General features: G+C 55.6%; 25 protein-coding genes and 2 pseudogenes. 13 read left to right on the top strand and 14 right to left on the bottom strand.

The annotated features are described in order from the left end of the window. Window positions 1–292: pseudogene (locus J2T09_RS24265) on the top strand (hypothetical protein); the annotation flags it as partial. A gap of 133 nt (window positions 293–425) precedes the next feature. Then, a complete protein-coding gene (locus J2T09_RS27685; protein ID WP_373458626.1) occupies window positions 426–662 on the top strand; it encodes a DUF6894 family protein in 237 nt (78 codons plus the stop codon). Here the strand turns inward: J2T09_RS27685 and J2T09_RS24260 are convergent. Continuing rightward, window positions 638–1,021 carry a response regulator gene (locus J2T09_RS24260; RefSeq protein WP_306839460.1) on the bottom strand — a complete coding sequence of 128 codons (384 nt, stop codon included), beginning with the start codon at window positions 1,019–1,021 and terminating at the stop codon, window positions 638–640. The genes J2T09_RS27685 and J2T09_RS24260 overlap by 25 nt on opposite strands. Window positions 1,022–1,717: 696 nt before the next feature. Here J2T09_RS24260 and J2T09_RS24255 point away from each other — a divergent pair. Both J2T09_RS24255 and J2T09_RS24250 read left to right on the top strand, forming a co-directional pair. Then, on the top strand, window positions 1,718–2,179 hold the full coding sequence (locus J2T09_RS24255; RefSeq protein WP_306839459.1) for a VRR-NUC domain-containing protein: 462 nt from the start codon (window positions 1,718–1,720) through the stop codon (window positions 2,177–2,179). A gap of 481 nt (window positions 2,180–2,660) precedes the next feature. Continuing rightward, window positions 2,661–3,035 carry a hypothetical protein gene (locus J2T09_RS24250; protein ID WP_306839456.1) on the top strand — a complete coding sequence of 125 codons (375 nt, stop codon included), beginning with the start codon at window positions 2,661–2,663 and terminating at the stop codon, window positions 3,033–3,035. 365 nt (window positions 3,036–3,400) lie between these two features. On the opposite strand, the gene J2T09_RS24245 is transcribed toward J2T09_RS24250, so the two are convergent. From J2T09_RS24245 to J2T09_RS24235, 4 genes are all read right to left on the bottom strand, one after another. After that, on the bottom strand, window positions 3,401–3,613 hold the full coding sequence (locus tag J2T09_RS24245; protein ID WP_306839454.1) for a DUF6894 family protein: 213 nt from the start codon (window positions 3,611–3,613) through the stop codon (window positions 3,401–3,403). An 89-nt stretch (window positions 3,614–3,702) separates the two neighbouring features. Next, on the bottom strand, window positions 3,703–5,658 hold the full coding sequence (locus tag J2T09_RS24240; protein ID WP_306839452.1) for a putative bifunctional diguanylate cyclase/phosphodiesterase: 1,956 nt from the start codon (window positions 5,656–5,658) through the stop codon (window positions 3,703–3,705). A 205-nt stretch (window positions 5,659–5,863) separates the two neighbouring features. Next, window positions 5,864–6,085 (bottom strand): NAD(P)H-dependent oxidoreductase, encoded by a 222-nt coding sequence (locus J2T09_RS27680; RefSeq protein WP_373458623.1) that lies wholly within the window; start codon window positions 6,083–6,085, stop codon window positions 5,864–5,866. Between the two features lie 22 nt (window positions 6,086–6,107). Then, window positions 6,108–6,581 carry a DMT family transporter gene (locus J2T09_RS24235; protein WP_306839451.1) on the bottom strand — a complete coding sequence of 158 codons (474 nt, stop codon included), beginning with the start codon at window positions 6,579–6,581 and terminating at the stop codon, window positions 6,108–6,110. 27 nt (window positions 6,582–6,608) lie between these two features. On the opposite strand from J2T09_RS24235, the gene J2T09_RS24230 reads away from it, so the two are divergent. Next, window positions 6,609–7,589 carry a LysR family transcriptional regulator gene (locus tag J2T09_RS24230; protein WP_306839448.1) on the top strand — a complete coding sequence of 327 codons (981 nt, stop codon included), beginning with the start codon at window positions 6,609–6,611 and terminating at the stop codon, window positions 7,587–7,589. Here the strand turns inward: J2T09_RS24230 and J2T09_RS24225 are convergent. Then, window positions 7,564–8,325: a DeoR/GlpR family DNA-binding transcription regulator gene (locus J2T09_RS24225; protein WP_306839446.1), complete on the bottom strand. Its 762-nt coding sequence runs from the start codon at window positions 8,323–8,325 to the stop codon at window positions 7,564–7,566. The two genes, J2T09_RS24230 and J2T09_RS24225, sit on opposite strands and share 26 nt — an antisense overlap. Window positions 8,326–8,415: 90 nt before the next feature. Here J2T09_RS24225 and J2T09_RS24220 point away from each other — a divergent pair, with 90 nt between their 5' ends. Together J2T09_RS24220 and J2T09_RS24215 are read left to right on the top strand one after the other, a co-directional pair. Continuing rightward, window positions 8,416–9,036, top strand: coding sequence for an NUDIX domain-containing protein (locus J2T09_RS24220; RefSeq protein ID WP_306839444.1), 621 nt, complete (start codon window positions 8,416–8,418; stop codon window positions 9,034–9,036). After that, window positions 9,024–9,149, top strand: a pseudogene (locus tag J2T09_RS24215) (DUF4406 domain-containing protein); the annotation flags it as partial. The gene J2T09_RS24220 and the pseudogene J2T09_RS24215, both read left to right, overlap by 13 nt. Window positions 9,150–9,461: 312 nt before the next feature. Here the strand turns inward: J2T09_RS24215 and J2T09_RS24210 are convergent. From J2T09_RS24210 to J2T09_RS24180, 7 genes are all read right to left on the bottom strand, one after another. After that, on the bottom strand, window positions 9,462–9,986 hold the full coding sequence (locus J2T09_RS24210) for a nucleotidyltransferase domain-containing protein (protein WP_306839442.1): 525 nt from the start codon (window positions 9,984–9,986) through the stop codon (window positions 9,462–9,464). Between the two features lie 95 nt (window positions 9,987–10,081). Continuing rightward, window positions 10,082–10,471, bottom strand: a complete 390-nt coding sequence (locus J2T09_RS24205) for a nuclear transport factor 2 family protein (protein ID WP_306839439.1) — start codon at window positions 10,469–10,471, stop codon at window positions 10,082–10,084. A 28-nt stretch (window positions 10,472–10,499) separates the two neighbouring features. Beyond that, on the bottom strand, window positions 10,500–11,228 hold the full coding sequence (locus tag J2T09_RS24200; RefSeq protein ID WP_306839437.1) for an alpha/beta fold hydrolase: 729 nt from the start codon (window positions 11,226–11,228) through the stop codon (window positions 10,500–10,502). After that, on the bottom strand, window positions 11,218–11,679 hold the full coding sequence (locus J2T09_RS24195; protein ID WP_306839435.1) for a GNAT family N-acetyltransferase: 462 nt from the start codon (window positions 11,677–11,679) through the stop codon (window positions 11,218–11,220). Before J2T09_RS24195 ends, J2T09_RS24200 begins: the two co-directional genes overlap by 11 nt. A gap of 52 nt (window positions 11,680–11,731) precedes the next feature. Continuing rightward, complete coding sequence (locus J2T09_RS24190; RefSeq protein WP_306839433.1) at window positions 11,732–12,514, bottom strand: SDR family oxidoreductase; 783 nt, start codon at window positions 12,512–12,514, stop codon at window positions 11,732–11,734. 2 nt (window positions 12,515–12,516) lie between these two features. After that, a complete protein-coding gene (locus J2T09_RS24185) occupies window positions 12,517–13,677 on the bottom strand; it encodes an aminotransferase class V-fold PLP-dependent enzyme (RefSeq protein ID WP_306839431.1) in 1,161 nt (386 codons plus the stop codon). 14 nt (window positions 13,678–13,691) lie between these two features. After that, on the bottom strand, window positions 13,692–14,156 hold the full coding sequence (locus J2T09_RS24180; RefSeq protein WP_306839429.1) for a RidA family protein: 465 nt from the start codon (window positions 14,154–14,156) through the stop codon (window positions 13,692–13,694). Between the two features lie 87 nt (window positions 14,157–14,243). Between J2T09_RS24180 and J2T09_RS24175 the strand changes: the two genes are divergently transcribed. The 4 genes from J2T09_RS24175 (at window position 14,244) to J2T09_RS27670 (ending at window position 16,888) form a co-directional block, all read left to right on the top strand. Next, the gene (locus J2T09_RS24175; RefSeq protein ID WP_306839427.1) at window positions 14,244–15,089 is read left to right on the top strand and encodes a LysR family transcriptional regulator; all 846 of its coding nucleotides are present in this window, start codon (window positions 14,244–14,246) and stop codon (window positions 15,087–15,089) included. Between the two features lie 354 nt (window positions 15,090–15,443). Further along, complete coding sequence (locus tag J2T09_RS24170; protein WP_306839425.1) at window positions 15,444–16,418, top strand: alpha/beta hydrolase; 975 nt, start codon at window positions 15,444–15,446, stop codon at window positions 16,416–16,418. A gap of 19 nt (window positions 16,419–16,437) precedes the next feature. Further along, window positions 16,438–16,812: an RNase H family protein gene (locus J2T09_RS27675; RefSeq protein WP_373458630.1), complete on the top strand. Its 375-nt coding sequence runs from the start codon at window positions 16,438–16,440 to the stop codon at window positions 16,810–16,812. Continuing rightward, entirely contained in the window at window positions 16,793–16,888 is a 96-nt protein-coding gene (locus tag J2T09_RS27670; protein ID WP_373458619.1) for an RNase H family protein, read from the top strand. Before J2T09_RS27675 ends, J2T09_RS27670 begins: the two co-directional genes overlap by 20 nt. Before the next feature lie 147 nt (window positions 16,889–17,035). On the opposite strand, the gene J2T09_RS24160 is transcribed toward J2T09_RS27670, so the two are convergent. Beyond that, a complete protein-coding gene (locus J2T09_RS24160; protein ID WP_306839423.1) occupies window positions 17,036–17,452 on the bottom strand; it encodes a BA14K family protein in 417 nt (138 codons plus the stop codon). A gap of 818 nt (window positions 17,453–18,270) precedes the next feature. Here J2T09_RS24160 and tnpA point away from each other — a divergent pair. Both tnpA and tnpB read left to right on the top strand, forming a co-directional pair. After that, complete coding sequence (tnpA, locus tag J2T09_RS24155) at window positions 18,271–18,660, top strand: IS66-like element accessory protein TnpA (protein WP_306839421.1); 390 nt, start codon at window positions 18,271–18,273, stop codon at window positions 18,658–18,660. Next, window positions 18,657–19,010, top strand: coding sequence for an IS66 family insertion sequence element accessory protein TnpB (gene tnpB, locus J2T09_RS24150; RefSeq protein ID WP_306839418.1), 354 nt, complete (start codon window positions 18,657–18,659; stop codon window positions 19,008–19,010). The genes tnpA and tnpB overlap by 4 nt, the downstream gene beginning before the upstream one ends.

The raw sequence follows: 19,010 nt of genomic DNA, 5'->3' as shown, positions 1-19,010 counted from the left end.
CCGTCGCAAGTTCTTCGTGCTCGCCGACATCGCCATGAATGCCAAACGTGGCGGCAAAACTGCGCCGATCTCGCCGATGGCGTTGGAGGCCGTCATCGGTGACGGCAAATCGGTCATTGGCGTGATCGCAAGCGTTGGCGGTTTCCTGGGCCTCGGCAGCAGCTACGTCGTTATCGATCCGGCATCCATGGCGATTGCCGACGACAACGGCACGTGGAAGGCCTACGTCGATACGAACAAGGAAGCTCTCACTGCCGCGCCGAAGTTCGATTACGACAAGATGAACAAGTAATCTTCATGGTTTGGCTTCGATCGGCTACCACGGATGTGCTGGAGCAGAACGAAGCAAGCGAGAGGGCCGGGCGTTTCATCGTCGCGGCCCTTGTCCCTTTTTCGTTAGTTAACTCTAATGACGCCGGTGTGAAATGACAAAATTCCACTTTCAAGTCCGCAATTCCGATGGCTCGCTGAGCGAGACCTTCGAGGCAGATTTCGGATCATCTGAGGAGGCGAGATCGGAAGCAGTGCGAGCCGCTCAGGAGATGGTGTCCGACGGGCTTTGGCACGGACAATCTCTTTCCAACGAGACATTCGAGATTGTCTCAGAAGATCGCGAGATGATCGAAGCTGTGCCGTTTCAGTCAGTGGTCAACTTTGACTGATCCATCGAAGCTGCAAGCGCACTGGATAGATGTTCTCGCGATGCCGGTTTGCTTAGCCACGGGAAATCGGCAAAGAACACTCCGTGATATCCAGGATCGAAATGCGTCCCAGAGTGGATGACGGTCGGCACGCCCAAGCTCCGGAGCGCACCTGCCACCGCCTCGCAATTCTTGCCGCGAACGTGGTAGTCAATCACCGCCACGTCCGGTTTCTGGTCTTTCAAATAGTCCAAGGCCTCGCCAACGCTAGGGACTACGGTCACGCGAGCATATCCAAGGTCGAAAAGCATCGCCTCTACGTCGAGCGCAATCAGCATCTCATCGTCAAGGACGAGGGCGGTCTTGTTTTGTTCTTGCATCGTCTTTCATAGCACGCGCCCTGCTCGTGGCTATGTAAAATGTTAGAGCCAAGGGCCGCGATGCGGAACGGCCAGCGGGCTTGGAACAAATTTCGTAGGGTTAGGTTATTGTCTGAAACCGGTGGAGCCTTTGCGATGGATCGAAGAGATGACCAAGTTGTCGAGAATGGCACGGAAGCCCGGCAAGGGCGCACTGGCGTGCCGGTACTGCTAGTTCTTGCGGCGGGCCTAGTGATGGCGGTTATCGCGTGGGGTTGGGCCGAGTGGTGGGGAGAAGCAACGGATCCGCCAGCCGCGCAGCAGAACACCGTAGTGCCTCAGTCCGGTCCGGAGCAGCCGCCAGCACAAGCTCCTGCTGCCGGTACTGGTAATAATGCTCCGACGGACAGGACTCCTCATTCGCAGAGCGGAACAGGTGGATCAGTGCCGACGACAAACCCGTCGGGGTCAATAACCGAGAAGCCTTGAGCTAGCTACGGGTCTACTCGACCCATCGGATGAAACTGTTGTTGCCGCAAAAAAATACAACCTGGCACCTTCCAGTAACCCGTTTTCATAACCGTGCAGGGCGGTGTGCTGCGCGCACGGTGCCCAGTAGATATTTTTGAAAGAACTGGGCGGGCAGGCACCCTGTCGAAATATGCAACCTGACTTTTTGCGCGCCGCCCATAATAAATCTCCAAGAAGGAGATCGACATGGCGAAGATACCCACAAAGCAGACGGTTCGCATAAACGGTGCTCGTACCATCATCCGCACCTCAGCCAGCGGCAAGATCATGACCAAGCCAGCGCCGCCCATGGAATGGGAGTTGCAGGCGGCTCAGGTCCGAGCCCTCCGCGCTATGCCGACATACGGGAAGCAGTTTCTGCTAGCCGGCGACCAGAATGCCGCCAAGCGCGGTTCACGCGCTCAGCAAGAGGCCATTGCGGCTGTCATGACGCCCGGCGAGGCTGATCTTCGCATCTATCTCGCCGGCGGCCAGATCCGGATGATCGAGAACAAGGTCGGCAAACGACGGCTCTCAACCGCGCAGAAGGATCGGCATGCGGCGCTTTGCAAGCTTGGCCATCAAGTGGCGGGTGTTTCGGCTATCACACCAGCAGACGCAGCGTCGCAGGCAGTTAGCCTCGTTCAAGGCTGGCTATCCGTAGCGTGATGCATCGCGCCACTCATCGCGCTCAGCTTGGCGGCTACGCCACTGCTCGCGTTTGGCTTCACGATCCCGGCAGACCGGACCGTCGTCATCGTTCCAGCCCTTAGCGAACCATATCCCGAGGCCAGCAAGGACCAAGACCACGAAACCGCTCATGAGAAACGAAGCAACCATAACATCCTCCTGAACATGTCAGTCTCTAACAACTTCTCATGATCTAGGAGGTTCCCAAGCGTCTGCTAACGTACGCGCTGGATTGAGCCGGTCATGGTGTGGTCGACCCCTTCTAGCCGGTCGAGCGCCAATGAGGCGCCGAACATCAGAACCGCGATAATGGGGATTGCGAATAGGACGATAGATCCTGGCACGCGCATGAACCAACTCCGAGCAACTGGCCGCGACGCGCTACCAATGCCAATCGGCATCTAACGCAAAGTTAACAGATTGCGTTTGCGCACAGTTAACCACCACGAGAGGGGACGATATGGAGGAAATCGTTTCACCTCCGCCGATCACGGACCAATTGGCAGCCTACGCTCCTCGGTCCAAACAGACGTTTCAACGCCTCATCGCTCCAGTCTTCGCCTGGCTGCAAACAAGCCGTCAACGCGACAAAATCCAGGCCGCAGAGCTAGAACTGGGCCTCAGGTTCAGGCGATTGGAAGATGAAATTCTCGCGCACTTATCCGGACACGTCGGTGGTCCGGATTTCATCCATAAGGACGAAGCTTGGCGTCTGACCTGCCGGCACCGCGAGTTCGTCAGGGAGGCCTGCGCTCGAATGGCGAAAGGCCTAGACGGGACGCCAACCTTTCAGAAGCAATTCGCGAATTGGATGTCGGCGAACATGTCCAAGTGATTCCAGATAACACAAGGGGGAAATCATGAGTGATGAAGAGCAGGTAATTGAGGCCACGGGTCGGGTGACGGCGAGACCGCAATCATCGAATGCTTGGCCGCTGGCGAGACTTTCGTTGTCGACCCCGCAACCAACTTCCTTCATGCGGACGACGGCACGATCGTGGGTGGCATTCGCTACGTCTCAGCACCCAAGAACCATGTGAACGGAAGGCAAGCTACTAATGGTAGCCAGCCTCCCTACGCCATCATTGAGGGGGTCGCCGATGGCGATGTCCGCAGCGGTACTGCTGAGAGCTTGCGTGGGACTGTAGCTGAGCGGCCGCATTCGGATGTGGGGATGCTATTCGAAGCGTATGACCGACGTCATTGGAGGGTGTCAAGGATCTCTCCCGCCTCGTTGGTGATTTCAAAAGCCCGACTGTCAACAACGCTGCCGGTTGCAATCAGCTCGCCAACTATCTCGCAAGCGGAGCGAATGGCCTCTTCATAGGCAAGTTCGTAGGTGAGAAATTCGGCCCCGTGTTTGTCCTCTTCGAGAACACCTGCGGTTCGGACGTTGTAGAAATACCGGGGCATGCATCCTCCTTGCACGTACCGGCACACAACCTCGCGGGATTGATCGTGTTCCCGTCAGCGCAAACTTCTTCGACGTCAAGCTTTCGCCATCACATCCCCGACTGATCTTTAACTCCTCGGGTTTGCGCCATCAGGTACTCACCCACGAGATATTCGTCCAAGGGGCGTGAGTACAGGTACCCCTGGACGAGCGGAGCACCGAGGTCTATCAGCGCGGCAAGCTCTTCGGCGGTCTCGACCCCTTCAACGACGCAATCCAAGCTCATGTCCTGGCTCAGCGCTATGAGCGATTTGACGATTTTGTAACTAGCGGGACGCTCATGAAGCTGTGTTACGAAACTACGATCGATTTTGATCTTCGTAAGGGGAAGGGCATGAAGTCTTGTCAAACTGGAGTACCCTGTGCCGAAGTCGTCAAGTGAAATCCCGCATCCGAGCAGTCTCAACATACCGACGGACTGTTTGATCTGATCGAAATCATGCGCAAAAGCCGTCTCCGTGATCTCGAAATCGAGTCGTTTTGCGTCGAAGCCACTGCTTTCGACAATCCCGATCAACGAAAGAACGCCTTCAGCGGTGTTGAGGTCGTGTGCCGAGAGGTTGAACGACAGCCTGATTTCCGGATCCCATGCAGCCGCTGCTGAAAGCGCACGCCGCAGTAACGGGCGGGTTAGGGTGCTGACGATGCCTGCGCGCTCGGCTATAGAGAAAAAACTGGAAGGTGGTACGTATCCGAGGACCGGACTGTTCCATCGCGCCAGTGCTTCGAAACTGTGGATCTTCCCGGTGCCCGCTTCCACGATTGGCTGGTAAACGACCGACAGCTCGGCTTGCGAGTCCGCCTGTCTTAGAAGGTGTTGGATTCTCGCCTCTATGTTGATTTGTTCTTCATGCTGCTTATCGAACAGCACGGCACTGCCTCGCCGGGTCTTTTTGGCATTGTACAAAGCATAGTCAGCTCGATCGAAAAGCTCTTCAAGTGTGAGCGCCGAAGATGGGAATACGGCTATACCCATCGATGCCGAGACGTGAACAATGCCTTCAGGCATATGGTAGGGCGCTCGGAGTCGCTCGCAGATCGCGTTCGCATTTTGTACCAGGGCGTCGTCGTCTGGAATCACCGGAGCAATTATCGCAAACTCATCCCCGCCAAGACGGAACGCTCGGCTGGCTGTTATATTCGAAAGCAGGCGGCGGCTCACATCTAAGAGTAGCTTGTCTCCCACCGAGTGACCGTACAAGTCGTTGACGGGTTTGAAGCCGTCTAGGTCAATAACGCCCAGCGCCAAACGTGTCCCTGCCTCATTCGCAGTTCGAAGTTCGGACTCGAGATGCGAGAAGAATGCGCGGCGATTGGGCAGCTCCGTAAGACTATCTTGGTTCGCCAACAGTATGTTTTCGTTGCTCAAAGCCTCGCTGCGCTGTTGTGACAGAACCATTTTTTCGAAATTTTTGTAATTGGTCAGGAGTATCGACATCATGCCGATGCACACCAACAAAACGTTGATTGCAATGGCGATGAAGGTGGGCTGACCAGTCGCGAAAAAGAAAACCACAAACGCGCCATTGACGATAACAGTGACGATAAAGGCCGCCGATCGGAGGTGCATCAGGCAGAAGATGCAGGAGATGACGGTGATAGCCATATAAAACGCGACATGGGACCTGGAATACGCGTCGCCGTAGGGCACCAATGAGAACGACCAAATTGTGAATGCTACGGCGATGATGAAGGACAGGCGGTTCGTTCGTTTAAGCGCGGCATGGGCAATCTCCGCATTTGGCTCAATCCCTCTGTTTTGCCACCAGAACGCCACTCTGAGAGCGCAGCATACCGTGAAAAGCAGTGGCACTCCTATTGTCAGCCAAAGCGGCGCAAAGGGAGCATGGGTTAATGCCAAGGCCCAAGTGCTTGTGAGCAGTATGAAATACATCATAGGCATCTGCTGTGAGAACGCGCAGTACTGTGCGACGAGCAGGCTCGGATTGTCATTGGGCACAGTGAGAAATGCCTTCAGCGCGTTCTTTTTCGATGCAATGTCCATTACAGGGCCCTTCAGTGTGCCCGTAGATATTTAGCGTATGCTTATTACGCGCGTGGAAATATTAAAGGTGAATAAAATTGAAAATATCTCAACTTTTGGCTGTGATCTAAATGCCGGCATCCGTATTTCGGGCTTTCGAAGGTATTAAGCATCGTTCGTGCTAGGACACGGACCCATTACCTGAAGCGATCCATACGGTCGTCGCTCACACTCTCGCGACGCTCTTCGACCTCCTTACCTGCAGCGATGAAGAGCATCCGGAGTTCTTGTCCCCATCCAGGTGTGGGATCGGATCTGACGCCAGGTCCCGGTAAGCGATTTGTGCCTGTGGATGCAGTCTCAAGAGGCGAGCCGTGGCTTCGGCAGACACCACGCGGCTTACAGAGGCCTCGCCCGAAATGCTGGTGTCAATGTGCAGGATTTTCATCGTACGCTTATCCAAATCTGTGTCATCCACGGCTCGAGCTACCGATAATGGTCTGCCACTGCATGACCAAAATGCCCACGAATACGACGGAAAGCCCGATAACTCGGGTCGGCGTTACCGGTTGTTTCGGGAAGCCCATCAGGCCCCACTGGTCCAATGCGGCCGATGCGAGTAACTGACCGAGGATGATTGCTACGATAAAATTCGCTGCACCCAACATTGGCGCGATGATAAGCGCCCCGGTGACATAGAGTGCACCGACCAGGCCGCCGATCCATATCCAGCGTGGAGCCTGAGCCGCGGCAGTAAAGAGGGGGGTATCGATCCGAGCGGCAAGCATTATCGGTATGATGCAGATGAGGCTGACAAGCAGCGAAACTGCGGTTGCCCACAGTGGATGGCCGAGGCTGCGCCCGAGAGCGGCATTTGCACCCGCTTGGAAGGGGACAGCCGCCCCGGTGATGATAGCGGGGATGAGCAAATAGAGTTGGTTCATGGACTTAATCTCCGTACTGGGAGAATGATGGATCATCCATTTGCAGAATGGAAATTCTTAAATAATATTCGAAATATGAGCACGGTGAATAATCTTAGGGGTGTCGACCTCAATCTCCTGGTGGTCCTAGATGCGGTTTTGGCCGAGCGGCATGTCTCTCGCGCATCACTTAGGTTGGGAATGAGCCAGCCTGCCGTAAGCCATGCGCTCGCGCGATTGCGAGATATGTTCGATGACCCCTTGCTTGTTAGGAGAGACGGAACATTTGTGCTGACCACCAGGGCGCAGCAACTCGTTCCGCTATTGTCAGACACATTGCACCAGATCCGAATGGTCGTCGGTCCAGAGCAGTTTGACCCGGCGAATGAAGTGCGACAGTTCCGGATCGCCATGTCGGACTATGGCTCGGCCGTTCTTCTACCCCAGCTTATGCCAATGCTCAGACATGAGGCGCCGGCCGTATCCGTTGTCGTCACCCATTCTGACCGAAGCGGCATGGTCCGGCAGATCATGGACGGGGAAGTCGATCTGGCGCTCGGTGTATTTTCCGAAAGCCCCACAAACTTCGCAGGTTCGGTCCTGTTCAACGAACGGTTTGTCTGCGTGGTAGCCGATGATGCGGATGAAGGATCAGGTACCCTTACTATGGAGGCCTACCTGCAGCGTCCACACATTCTGGTTGCCATGAAGGAGGTTGGAGGCAACGAGATAGATGTCGCGCTGGCAAAATTAGGGTTTTCCCGGAGAATTGCTCTGGCGCTGCCTCATTGGAGTGTCGCTCAAAACTTGGTATCGGGCACAGATCTGATTCTTACGATAGCCAGCCGAGCGGTGGGACCGCTTGGCATGTCTGGTAATAACATTGTCCTTGAACCGCCATTTTCCATACCGGAATTCTCATTCACGGTGAATTGGCATGATCGGCGCACGCACGATCCCGCACATCAGTGGTTTCGCGAAGTGGTGAGGCGCGCCGTCGGGTCTAATGATCCGTCTCGACGACTGTAACCGTACTGGACTTAAATGGCCGAAGCTGTTCGGCATCATCGCGACGTTCAGTGACTAATGTTGTGATTTCGCTCAAGGGGACGATTTGATAGGGCGATGCTGCGCCGAGTTTTTCTTTCGTAGCAATCACAACCGTCTCACCTGATTGTCTAGCAATCAAGCGTTTGATTGATGCTTCCTCTGCATCACCTGTCGTCGCGCCCGTCTCGGGATGCATGCCTGTTACCCCCATGAAGAAGATATCGGCTCGAATGCGCGCAATGGCTTCAGCGCTGGTGGAGCCCACCGTGACGATAGAATGCTTGAACAATCGACCGCCGATCATTTCGACGTCGATCGACGGATGTTCAACCAATTCGACGGCGATGCTTGGACTGTGCGTGATGACGGTCGCTCTCAGATCCCGCGGGATTTGTCGAGCTAACTGTATGTTGCTCGTGCCTCCGTCCAGGAAAACGATCTGACCTGAGGCAATCAATCGAGCAGCGGCGAGGCCAAGGGACGATTTGGCTGAGGTTGCTGTCGCCTGGCGTGATGCGAAGTCCGCCTCAGCCGCCGACGCCGGAAGCGCTCCACCGTGGACCCGCTGCAACAAACCCTCTGCTGCAAGCTCGCGAAGATCGCGCCGAATAGTGTCTTCCGAAATGCCGAGCTCCTGACTGAACGCCTTTGCCACCAAACGCCCATCCCGTTGCAATACCTTTTGGATTAGAGATTTTCGTTCAACCGTCAGCATGGCAATCCCGCAAATAGTTCTTGACTCTGCACGATATTGCACGAATCCTCACGAAAATCCACATGGCTTGTCGAGTAACTGGAGCAGGTAATGAGCATTTCCGATCGTGTCCGCGTGAACGGGGTCACTGTGCTGTCTGACGACTGGTACATACTGAAGAAGACTGACTTCTCCTTCCGTCGAGCTGACGGAAGTTGGCAACAGCAGTCGCGCGAAACCTACGACCGAGGAAACGGAGCGACCATCCTTCTCTACGATCGCGTTCGTCGAAAAGTAATCCTGACAAGACAGTTTCGCTATCCAGCATTCGTAAACGGCCATGACGATTTGCTGATCGAGGCACCTGCCGGGTTACTGGATAATGCCGATCCGGAGACACGGATCAAGGCAGAAACGGAAGAGGAGACCGGGTTCCGCGTGCGCGAGGTTCGGCAGATTTTCGATGCTTTTATGAGCCCAGGCTCGGTGACCGAACGGCTTCATTTCTTCGTGGGAGAATATGAACCTGATGATCGGGCGGGTCAGGGTGGCGGTAATGAGGACGAAGGGGAAGATATCGCCGTTCTCGAGACCTCGATCGAGGATGCGCTGGATATGGTCTCTCGCGGGATTATCCGGGACGCAAAAACAATCATGCTTTTGCAGTACGCCGCGCTACACATTTTTACTCCTGTTCGGACTTTTTCGGAGGCTAACCCGTGCTCATCTTGATTGCTGGTCCATACCGTTCAGGGACAGACGATGATCCTGAGAAGATGGCGGCCAACCTTCGGCGACTTGAAGAAGCCCCATGGCCTTTGTTTCGGTCGGGACAAGCGCTCATGGAGAACCGCGGACTGGAGTTTCAGCCACCGGTGGTAGATGAGCCTTACGAATAGCGCCAAAAGAGGGGATCGCACTTCTATTGGAGCGATGAAATCCATTGATGACCGGGATACCTCGCCCTCAACCAAGACCCCAGATCGCTTCTTTGCTGAGCGTCCAGCTTCGGCAATGCGGTACTGAAGTCTTGCATATCCTTGTCACGAAGGTGCTTGGCCTTGAAGAAAGGACAAGAGTGGGAGCGAGATAAGGAATGCCACCTGGCGTTTTTTGGACAGCGGCAGATCTTGGCAAACGGAACGAAGGGTCGCGCTTTAAAACCAATCATCTAGCGTGCCTTGCTCAATCATCATGTCTACGCGCCAGCATTGGTTGTCCAAATCGGCCCCCCAAATTTGGGAGACGTTCGGTAGAGGCGTCGTTGCCGGGGCAAGATGGGCAGTTGCTCCATTCAGGACTTGGAAGAACTCGAGTTCGCATAAGACCATGCGATATAGATCAACATCCTCTGATAGCACGCAGAACTCTAGGTCCTCGTGATCACGGGTTTGGTAGCCGTGCCACAAATCCAAAGCCCAGCCGCCAGCAACATACCACGGTGAGCTTTGATGTCGCAGGCGATAAAAAAGTAGCTCCGGTGTCCAGGCATTCCACGCGTCGTCCCGTATATGCTGCGTCACGGCTCGCTGGTCCTCGAATGTTCGTGGTGTCGTCATCAAAATGGCCGAGAGGATCACCGGCGGGCTTCGACAGATAGCGGAATTTAGCGCTGTTCGCCCTGAATAATTGCAAGGCAACAGTCCTTTTATCCAGCTACCCTTCCGACCGATGACGATCATGGTAAGTATGCTGTCTACAATCTAGAAAATGTCATAGGGTTAGCTACGCCGTGGTGCGGCCATCACCTGGAAGATCGGCAATCGACATTACCAGGTTATTCTGTTGGCGAGAACATTCTGGGCTCGCTCGTTTTAAACCAAGCCTTGGCAATTTTGCTGTCTTCAATCTCGTAGATGCAGATAACGTCGATCTCTCCCTTTCCCTCCGGAAAAGTTCTCGTCACCGTCTCGTGGTCGATGACAATGTTGCCAACCACTATGCGTGACAGGAGCGTACCGAACAGATCAGGTTCTTTGAAACGCTCGATGTGACGCGCCATGATTTCAGCCGCTCCGTTCGCAAGGAGCGTGTCTGGAAATTCGTAATACTGGCAATCATCTTTCCACCAAGGCATGAACGCTACGATGTCTTTCGAATTGTAAGCCTCGAGCTGCTTTTGCGCCGGGAGGCTGACTTTATCGAGCGTGCCTGCTGTATCGTTCATTTTCATTCCTTTGGATTGTAGACACTCGCTAAGGCCGATCGATCGATCCTGCGAATTTTTGTATTGCCGCCGCGCATTCGTCCGGTGCCACTTGGAACAGGAAATGTGGCGCGCTGATATCTTCAATAGTGAGCCTTTGCGCTATCCGGCCAACATCGGCCCCAGCTGCCCTGCTGATCAGCCGGTCTTGCGTGGCACGAAGGTAAAGGACGGGGCGTGTGATGCGATGGCCTTGTTCGGTCATGTCAACGGTCAGTGCAACGTTCGCACGTCTGCTGAGAACGGATGCCGAAACAGTGCACAGAGCGCCGCTGAGCTGCTGTTCGATGGTAGGTGTCGCGCTTTTACCCAGCAGCATCCATTTCAGCAAACGCATTGGCACGAGGCGAGGGGAAACCGCTCGAACGAGTATTTTCAGCAGCCACTTCGCACGAATGTCAACGCGGGCGAACGATGCGCCTAATACGACGCCTTGCAGTCTTTCATCCGCCTCTAAAGCCAGTTGCAGAGCCAGCGGGCCGGAAAAGGATTCACCAACGATAATGTAGCTGGTGTCGGGGAGTTGTGGTCGAATAAATGCCATTAGGTCATCATAGCCCATGGGTATTTCCGGCGGATAACCTATCGTCATCACCTTGAAATCCATTTCGAGCGCTCGCGCGAAATCGCCAAGTAGAAGACCGGTGCCATCAAGACCAGGCAACAAGACAATAGTATTGACGGGCGACAGGTTTGGACCCGAGCCTTTAGCAGCCATAATGCATGACCACGTTGTCCTCGCCATTGGCATCACTGCGGCCTACGGTGTTCCAGCCGAGCTTGCGGTAATAGTGCTCTTGGTCGGGCGTATATAAATATAGATCTGAAATGCCGAGCGTGGCAGCGTGACGAACGATTGCTCGCATCATCGCTGTACCGATACCGCGCCCACGTTGATCGGGTGCGATGATGACATCACCGATCCAAAATAGCCTGTCGGGATGTTCTGGTAGTTCGTTGACCTTTAGGCTTGCACTCCCGACAAGCCGATCGCCCTCCAGCGCGATGAGTGTCATTGGCGCTTTCACGGCTGTCATGCGGATCTCGAGCGAGGCGCGCAGTTTGTCGGGATCGGACCAGTTCTTCAGCCCGCCCCATTCCGTATGCAACATTTGCACAAGTGCGGTGACATGCTGTGGATGCAGTGCCAGTGGCTCAATCCGGATCACTTACTCTTCCTGCCAATTGTCTTCGATATAACTCCATACCAGTGCGGAACCGTCAAATCGAACGGCTAAGTCCCCCGTCCACCGGCAGCGCCACCCCCGTAATATAGCTTGCCTCTTCGCTGGCGAGAAACGCCACGACATCTGCAAATTCCTCCGGTCTCCCATATCTGCCGACCGGAATTTCCCGCTGGCTGTCCGCTGCGACGACGTCCTGATCGACACCGCGCTCCGCGGCATCCATCGCGTCCAGCCGGGCCGTCCGTTCGGTCGCAAACCGGCCGGGTAGAAGGACGTTGACAGTGACACCTTTTCCGGCGACCTCAGTGGCGAGCGTTTTGGCCCATCCGGCCAGAGCCGAGCGCAAAGCGTTCGAGGCAGCGAGGCCGGGGATCGGCTCGCGAATGCTGGTCGATGAAACAGCGATGATCCGGCCAAATCCACGCTGACACATGCCGGGCAGGTAATGCGCGGCGATTTCCAACTGGCTGAGAAACATTGCTGAAAATTGCTTCTGCCAGAATTGTTCGTCATAGCGAGAAGCGGCAATTGGAGGAGGGCCGCCGCCATTGAGCAACAGGATATCGATGCCGCCCACCCGTCGATCCGTTTCGGCGATTATCTGTGCTACACTGTTTCGGTCGCTCAAATCGCCAGCGATGGAAATGGTTGAGCCATCGCGACCTTGCAGCTTGGCTTCCGCCGACTTCAGCGCAGCTTGATCTCGACCGACAAGGATCACATCAACACCTTTACGGGTCAACGCGTCTGCCACGCCAAATCCCAACCCCTTGCTGGAGCCGAGAAGAAGTGCGGTGCGTTTGGGGCTGGAATTCATTTTTATGGCCGTTCCGCTGTTTCTCTGGAAGGTGCGATTGCTACGATCGCAGCCACGAGCTTCGCGATGTCCTGGTGGGTGGTGCTCAAGTGGACCGAAGCCCGCAACAGCTCGGGTATGCCTCGCATGTCCAGATCGTAGGGCGTGTATCCTCGCCCATTCATCCCGATGCTGATGCCTTGACTTGCGAGCGCGGCTTTGACTGCCGTGCACGAAACACCCTCCACCAAGAAAGTGACGCAGGCTGATTTTTCCCGACCCAGGTCCAGAACCCGCACGGCGGGAATGCTCCCGAGAGCGAGCCTTAGCCGTGAAGCCTTTTGATCGAGTGCTTCACGCGTGTGCGTAATCCCGGATTCAACGGCCTGCCGGATCGCTTCTCCGAGCCCCAATTTCAGCGCAACCGATGCCTCACCTATCTCAAATGCCTTTGCCGTGTGTGAGGGTTCTGCATCTTCAGCATTCCAACCTTGAGGAAAATTGTCGATCTTGCGCGGGATCGCCGCCTTTGCGAGACGCGGCGAGATGTAGGCAAGCGCTGTCCCGCGCGGACCCCGCAGGTATTTTCGGCCACAGGCCACAAGTGCATCGCAGCAAAGTTCCTGCACGTCGACCGGAACCTGTCCTACCGCCTGGCTCGCATCGATAAGGTAGAATGCGGAGGAGCCGCTATCGCGAATTGCCTTGCAAATGGCAGCTGCTGGATTGATGAGCGCTCCACTCGCACCGATCCAGGTCAAGGCCACGATACTGGTGTTTGGAGAGAGTGCATGTTTCAGCGCCTCGACATCAACCGCAGTGTTCTCGTCGGACGTCATGATCGACAGTGACGCACCACTAAGGTTCGCTGCGTTCTGAAGGCAGGCGATGTTTCCCATCCATTCCTGCCGGCTGATCAATATCTTGTCTTCGGCCATGAGCGGGATTGCCGAAACAATGTCTCCGAAAAGCTGACCGTGCCCCGTACCGAAGACGATATCGTCCGGGGCGGCATTCAGCAGGCGTGCGGCCAGATCGTAAAAGGATGCCTGTTGCTTGCTGACCTTGGCGGACGCTTCCATTAGCCCGTGCTCAGCCTCAAGATGCAGCTGCTCGATCACCGTCTGCAGTGTTTCCGGTGACGGCAGCCCGGCTCCAGCGTGATTGAAATGAACGACTGGCATGATGCTTCTATCCTTCACCGAATGTGGAATACGGCTTCGACCTCGACTGGCACATTGGCGGGCAATCCGGCGACCCCGATTGCAGAACGCGCATGTTCTCCACGTGCGCCGAACACGGCGTTCATGACCTCAGACGCGCCGTTTCCGATTTGTGAAAAGGTCGTGAAGCCTGGTGTGGCGTTAATGAAAATGGTGAGTTTGGCAAGCTGGACGACGCGATCGAGGTCGCCGCCCAAGGCATCACTCGCCCAATAGATGGCATTCGCCGCACACAACCTTGCACTCTTCAAGGCAGTTTCGACATTGATCTCAGCGCCGACTTTTCCGGTGAATGCTACCTCACCTGCGACTTCGGGGATCTGCCCGGAAACATAAAGAACATCTCCAATGCGCTTTGTCGGTGCAAACGGAAGGTTGGGGTGTGCAAGTTCCGGCCACGCAATGCCACATGCTTCCAGTTTCTTTCGGTAGTCGGTCATGATGTCTCCTTGTGTGAAGGACGACATTGCCAAACCGCGAAGCATGTATGTACTCTTATAATAATTGTATCGATATCAGGAAAATTTATGGAAGCGAATTTCGACATCCGGTTGCTGAGGATGTTTATCGAAGTGGCTGAAACCGGGGTCGTTAGCAAGGCAGCTGGACGTTTGGCCCGTACTCAGGCGGCCGTCAGCATGCAGTTGCAGCGTATCGAGCAGGATCTGGGCGCCCGACTCCTTGTCCGCTCATCGCGAGGCGTTTCGCTGACTGATGCCGGCAGTTCTTTTCTCGCATATGCACGAAAGACCGTCGCTTTGACCGAGGACATGCATCGAGGCCTCGCCGATAGGCGCCTCGCGGGACGAGTGCGTATAGGGCTGTTCGAGGATCTCGCGTTCACGAGGCTTCCCGCTGCACTGGCCGACTTCCGTCGCAAACATCCGCATGTGAAAATTGAATTGATCTCGTCCTATTCGAAGGAACTGGCGCGCTCGTTGAAGGAAGGGCAGGCAGATCTCGTCATCGCCGATCCCGCTCGGTTTACCGAGCCACCAACAAGTTTTATCTCCAGACGTTTGGTCTGGTGCGCAAGTCGGCTCATCGATCTGGATGAAGGCGTCTCGTTGCCTATCATTTTGTTTGACACGCAGTGTTCCTGGCAGGATCGAATGCTATCTGATCTGGCCGAAAACAACATTGATTGGCATGTCGGCTGCAAAGTAAAAACGCTTCCAGCCATGCTCTCGGCATTGCGAGCAGGTTTGGGGCTGGGTCTACTGTTTCCCGAGGCGGTACCTTTGGATTGCGAATTGATTGATGGACGACACGGATTGCCCAATGCGCCCGCAGCCGAATTTGGTGTGTTTTTCGGTAAGGACGCGTCGCAGCATGTGCAGAAGTTGGCGTTGTTTTTACGGCAGGATTACTGATTGATCAGTTCCACGAGATAACGGGTCGCCGGTTCACATCCCCAAGACCTTAAGACGGGTTTTTTTCATTAAATTGGCAGGGTCCAGGTACTTTCCATTGACGACCAAACTATGTTGCCAAGAGGTTGCGAGGTGCGAAAGCGGTGGAGATACCAGTGCTATGGCGAACTCGTCACTATCCTAAAAACTAATTCCTATTAGGTTGCGGACATCAGAATCACGAGCTCGTATCCGTTGCGCCGTCTAGTCACGCTTTCCATCATACTTCTCACTCTGGTTTCATGTGTCCGTCCCGGTCCCGAGACCCTGACCATTGTAACACCTGTCGCGAAGGCTACAGCTGTCTCGATACTTGTGGCAACTGATCGCGTCCCTGATGAAGGCAGAACGGGTGCGTACACGGCAGGCAGGGGCGACACATTACGCTATGCGGAAGTGACCGTTTCGATCCCCCCAGGCCACCATCCTTCTAAGATCGAGTGGCCGACATCCAAGCCAGACCCGCGGACCACTTTTGCTGTTGTTGCACGGCGGGAACTGACGGCCCGGGAGTTTGCAATCCTGGCGCGCGGGTCCGCAGGGTCTCCGGCTTACGGTCGTGCCGGCATTTTCGTTCACGGTTACAATTACAGCCATCAGGAAGCGCTGTTCCGGCTTGCGCAGATGACAGCGGACTCCAAGGTTGAGGAGCGGGCGATCCTGTTCGATTGGCCTTCGCAGGCAGAGGTGACCGGTTACGTCGCCGACAAGGATTCGGCTGCCTTTGCCCGGGACGATCTGGCTATGGTTCTGTCGAACCTATCCGTGGCTGGGGTGAAATCCACCATCCTCGCGCATAGTATGGGGGCCTGGCTAGCGGTCGAGGCTATCCGCCAGTTATCGCTGACTGGAAATACGAAGGCAGTACGCTCTATTGACCAGATGGTTCTTGCTGCTCCCGACATCGACATTGATCTGCTGCGCAAGCAGTTGTCCGCCACCGAAAAACTTTCGAAACCGATTGTCGTTCTGGCGTCCAAGGACGATCTTGCGCTGGCACTTTCAAAACGCCTTGCCGGCTCAGCCGCCACTGCCGGATCTCTCGATATTGACGATCCCCGTACGCGTGAGCTCGCTCTCAAGGAGAACATCGAGGTGGTCGATATCTCGAGCATCCCATCACTCAACGGCACCAACCACGATCGATTTGCATCTCTCGCTGCGATTTATCCGCAATTGCGTCAGGGGTTCAGCAACCCGGTTGCCGGGACTGGGGCGCTGGTGCTCAACGGTGTTGGCGGAGCAATCTCGGCGCCTTTCCGGCTGGGCGGTGCGATCCTTGCACAGTGATGCCCGTAACCCATCAAAGATGCTTCAGATTTATAGCGATGGCTCGTTTAACGCAGCATCGCGGATTGGAGGGTGGGCATTCATTGTATTCGAAGACGGGGATCAGCTCCATGAGACGAATGGATGCCAACCGGGAATGGACAACAATCGCTTCGAGTTGCTCGCGGTTACAAAAGCTATGAAGTGGATCGAGGAAAACGCCAAAGGCAGGGAGGTCTGGCTCTGGACGGATTCATTCCACGTCGTCGAGGGCTGCTATCGGTGGCGCAAAAATCTGGAGAAACAACGGGTGGCACCGGATAACAGCCAACGCGCATGCAAGGCGAAGGAGCATTCCAAACGCTCTCCTGTGGCAAGAACTCGACGCGCTTCTCATGCGTCATGCGAGTGTTGAAATCCAATGGTGCAAGGGACATGCGGAAACGCCGGGCAATGTCAGGGCTGACACGCTTGCAAGGCAGTTTACCTGACTGATCGTGCCATTGGCGCCGCCGAGCAGTCTGTGTGATCAGACAGCGCCTTTGATCCCGGAATGACCGGGGGCAATGCTGGCGATATATACGGAGGACAGCCCGCCAAATGGCAGGCTGTCGGTTCCATGCTGTATTGCGGGATTATCAGTTATACGGCGAATTGCAGTAGGCACGAACGCCAGCCCGCGGCACGTAGGTATTATCCGATGCACGATAGGTGCGATAACGGTTTGAGCACCACTGGGCGTGGCTGCTGCCATAGGATTGGCGCGGGGCGGCCAGCGCTCCACCAATGATCGCGCCTGCCGCAAGTCCTCCGATCACAGCGCCGGCACTTGGGCCGCGGTGGTGGCGGCGATGTCGATAGTAGCCCCGATCGCCACGATGATGGCGCCACTCACGATGGTGACGGCGATGATGGCGATACTGCACTTGTTCAACATTCTGGATCTGCGGCGCCGACACGGCAGGGACAGGCATCGCAGACGCTGCTCCAAGCGACGTGAAGGTCATCAATGTGGACAAGGATATTGCGCTGAAAATCTTTGTGATGGTTTTCATGAAGGTCTCCTGAGATCAGGGCCATGAAACGGGCAGTTTGCCGATAAGTTCCTTGTCTCGGTTGTAAAACAAGCCAGGGAGATACGCCATGAACTCTGTGAACTGAACCTTCAGGCACGTTGGAAAGAGAGTAGCCGGACCATCATGAACACGCATATACTTCACGGAAATGCTTCGGCGCTCCTCAATTTCGCTCGTCCGGCAAGGCGCAGTGACGAGTTCCCACAGGTCGCCCGGCGGCGGCGATGCCCGTACTCGGCCGTCTGCAAACAACGTTCGCGACATCTCCATGCCGGACTTGCATATTGACACATTGATAGTGGAAACCTGGAATTCTCAGTAACTTCCGCTTCGGTTTCGCACACACGGCGGTTCGGTATGGTTCAAGGCGTTCGGCTGATAAGATCCGGCGCTCAGGAACTCAACGGCTATGATTTTTGACGAATACGGATGACATTGCGTAGAACGCGGGTATCGTCGGGCGTGTCGGCTTGGTCGAGCGGTTGGGGACTGAAACGATCGTCAGTCTGGAGCTGCCATCACGCAGCAACTGGCTAGCCGTTTCGAATGGTGATTAGCTTCTCAATCGCGGTGAAAGCCTCGCCTTGAGCGCGGGTACGGACCAGGCCATCCTGTTTGATAAACGTAGTAAAGCTCTACCTTAGCCGTACATGCTTCCCTGAAACTGAGTGCCCTTACCGAGTTTTTGATCGTAACAGCCCTAATGAGCAATCGTAACCGATGTTCTGCCCCCACATTGGCAGCCGCCGCGTGATCTGTGATCGAGGTTTCCATGGATGAAGAACGGGAGTTTCTCCATGGCGACTACATTGGAGTTTCTCACAACCAGCAAGACTGGGCGTGAGGGTCACCGACACTGGCCGGACGAGGTCAAGGCGAAGATTGTCTCGGAAAGCTTGAGACCTGGTACGACAGTCAATGAAGTTGCGCAGCGCTATGGATTGCGAGCCAACAGCCTTTCCACCTGGCGGACGATGGCGCGGCAGGGCAAACTGGTGTTGCCAGCGCCAGAAGACGCGGTCGAGTTTGCTGCAATGGTTGTCGAGCCGCAGCCGCCTGAGCTGCTAACGGTGAAGAGTGCCACGCGCGCCGAGATCGTCGTCGGTCCCGTGACCATCCGTCTGGAGGAAGGCGCGTCCGCGTCCCGGATCGCTGCCATCGCTCGCGCCCTAACGGCGGCGACATGATCTTTCCGTCGAACCGCGTCAGGATCATGGTGGCGACCAAACCCGTGGATTTCCGCAAGGGTCACGATGGCTTGGCAGCGCTGGTGAAGAACGAGCTGCACAAGGACCCGTTCACCGGAACGGTCTTCGTGTTCAGGTCACGCAAGGCTGACCGGTTGAAGCTGATCTACTGGGATGGCTCCGGAATCGTTATGGCCTACAAACGGCTGGAAGAGCACACATTCACTTGGCCCGGCATCAAAGATGGATTGATGACGTTGACCCACGCCCAGTTCGAAGCCTTGTTTGCGGGACTTGATTGGCGGCGGGTTCATGCCGTCCAGACGAGGATGCCAGAGGCCATCGAATAG

Source organism: Neorhizobium huautlense (genome assembly GCF_030811685.1).
Taxonomy (GTDB): Bacteria; Pseudomonadota; Alphaproteobacteria; order Rhizobiales; family Rhizobiaceae; genus Neorhizobium; species Neorhizobium huautlense_A.
The sequence above is the reverse complement of the archived record's forward strand: the minus strand, read 5'-3'. Positions and strand labels throughout refer to the sequence as shown.

Excerpts from the sequence above, each read along its gene's own strand:
- J2T09_RS24190 (WP_306839433.1), bottom strand. The coding sequence starts at position 12,514 with ATGAATTCCAGCCCCAAACGCACCGCACTTCTTCTCGGCTCCAGCAAG.
- J2T09_RS24245 (WP_306839454.1), bottom strand. The coding sequence starts at position 3,613 with ATGCCCCGGTATTTCTACAACGTCCGAACCGCAGGTGTTCTCGAAGAG.
- J2T09_RS24250 (WP_306839456.1), top strand. The coding sequence starts at position 2,661 with ATGGAGGAAATCGTTTCACCTCCGCCGATCACGGACCAATTGGCAGCC.
- J2T09_RS27685 (WP_373458626.1), top strand. The coding sequence starts at position 426 with ATGACAAAATTCCACTTTCAAGTCCGCAATTCCGATGGCTCGCTGAGC.
- J2T09_RS24260 (WP_306839460.1), bottom strand. The coding sequence starts at position 1,021 with ATGCAAGAACAAAACAAGACCGCCCTCGTCCTTGACGATGAGATGCTG.
- J2T09_RS24205 (WP_306839439.1), bottom strand. The coding sequence starts at position 10,471 with ATGAACGATACAGCAGGCACGCTCGATAAAGTCAGCCTCCCGGCGCAA.
- J2T09_RS24180 (WP_306839429.1), bottom strand. The coding sequence starts at position 14,156 with ATGACCGACTACCGAAAGAAACTGGAAGCATGTGGCATTGCGTGGCCG.
- J2T09_RS24175 (WP_306839427.1), top strand. The coding sequence starts at position 14,244 with ATGGAAGCGAATTTCGACATCCGGTTGCTGAGGATGTTTATCGAAGTG.
- J2T09_RS24160 (WP_306839423.1), bottom strand. The coding sequence starts at position 17,452 with ATGAAAACCATCACAAAGATTTTCAGCGCAATATCCTTGTCCACATTG.
- J2T09_RS27670 (WP_373458619.1), top strand. The coding sequence starts at position 16,793 with ATGCGTCATGCGAGTGTTGAAATCCAATGGTGCAAGGGACATGCGGAA.
- J2T09_RS27675 (WP_373458630.1), top strand. The coding sequence starts at position 16,438 with ATGCTTCAGATTTATAGCGATGGCTCGTTTAACGCAGCATCGCGGATT.
- J2T09_RS24200 (WP_306839437.1), bottom strand. The coding sequence starts at position 11,228 with ATGGCTGCTAAAGGCTCGGGTCCAAACCTGTCGCCCGTCAATACTATT.
- J2T09_RS24240 (WP_306839452.1), bottom strand. The coding sequence starts at position 5,658 with ATGGACATTGCATCGAAAAAGAACGCGCTGAAGGCATTTCTCACTGTG.
- tnpB (WP_306839418.1), top strand. The coding sequence starts at position 18,657 with ATGATCTTTCCGTCGAACCGCGTCAGGATCATGGTGGCGACCAAACCC.
- J2T09_RS24220 (WP_306839444.1), top strand. The coding sequence starts at position 8,416 with ATGAGCATTTCCGATCGTGTCCGCGTGAACGGGGTCACTGTGCTGTCT.
- J2T09_RS24235 (WP_306839451.1), bottom strand. The coding sequence starts at position 6,581 with ATGAACCAACTCTATTTGCTCATCCCCGCTATCATCACCGGGGCGGCT.
- J2T09_RS24230 (WP_306839448.1), top strand. The coding sequence starts at position 6,609 with ATGGATCATCCATTTGCAGAATGGAAATTCTTAAATAATATTCGAAAT.
- tnpA (WP_306839421.1), top strand. The coding sequence starts at position 18,271 with ATGGCGACTACATTGGAGTTTCTCACAACCAGCAAGACTGGGCGTGAG.
- J2T09_RS24185 (WP_306839431.1), bottom strand. The coding sequence starts at position 13,677 with ATGCCAGTCGTTCATTTCAATCACGCTGGAGCCGGGCTGCCGTCACCG.
- J2T09_RS27680 (WP_373458623.1), bottom strand. The coding sequence starts at position 6,085 with ATGAAAATCCTGCACATTGACACCAGCATTTCGGGCGAGGCCTCTGTA.
- J2T09_RS24255 (WP_306839459.1), top strand. The coding sequence starts at position 1,718 with ATGGCGAAGATACCCACAAAGCAGACGGTTCGCATAAACGGTGCTCGT.
- J2T09_RS24225 (WP_306839446.1), bottom strand. The coding sequence starts at position 8,325 with ATGCTGACGGTTGAACGAAAATCTCTAATCCAAAAGGTATTGCAACGG.
- J2T09_RS24210 (WP_306839442.1), bottom strand. The coding sequence starts at position 9,986 with ATGATCGTCATCGGTCGGAAGGGTAGCTGGATAAAAGGACTGTTGCCT.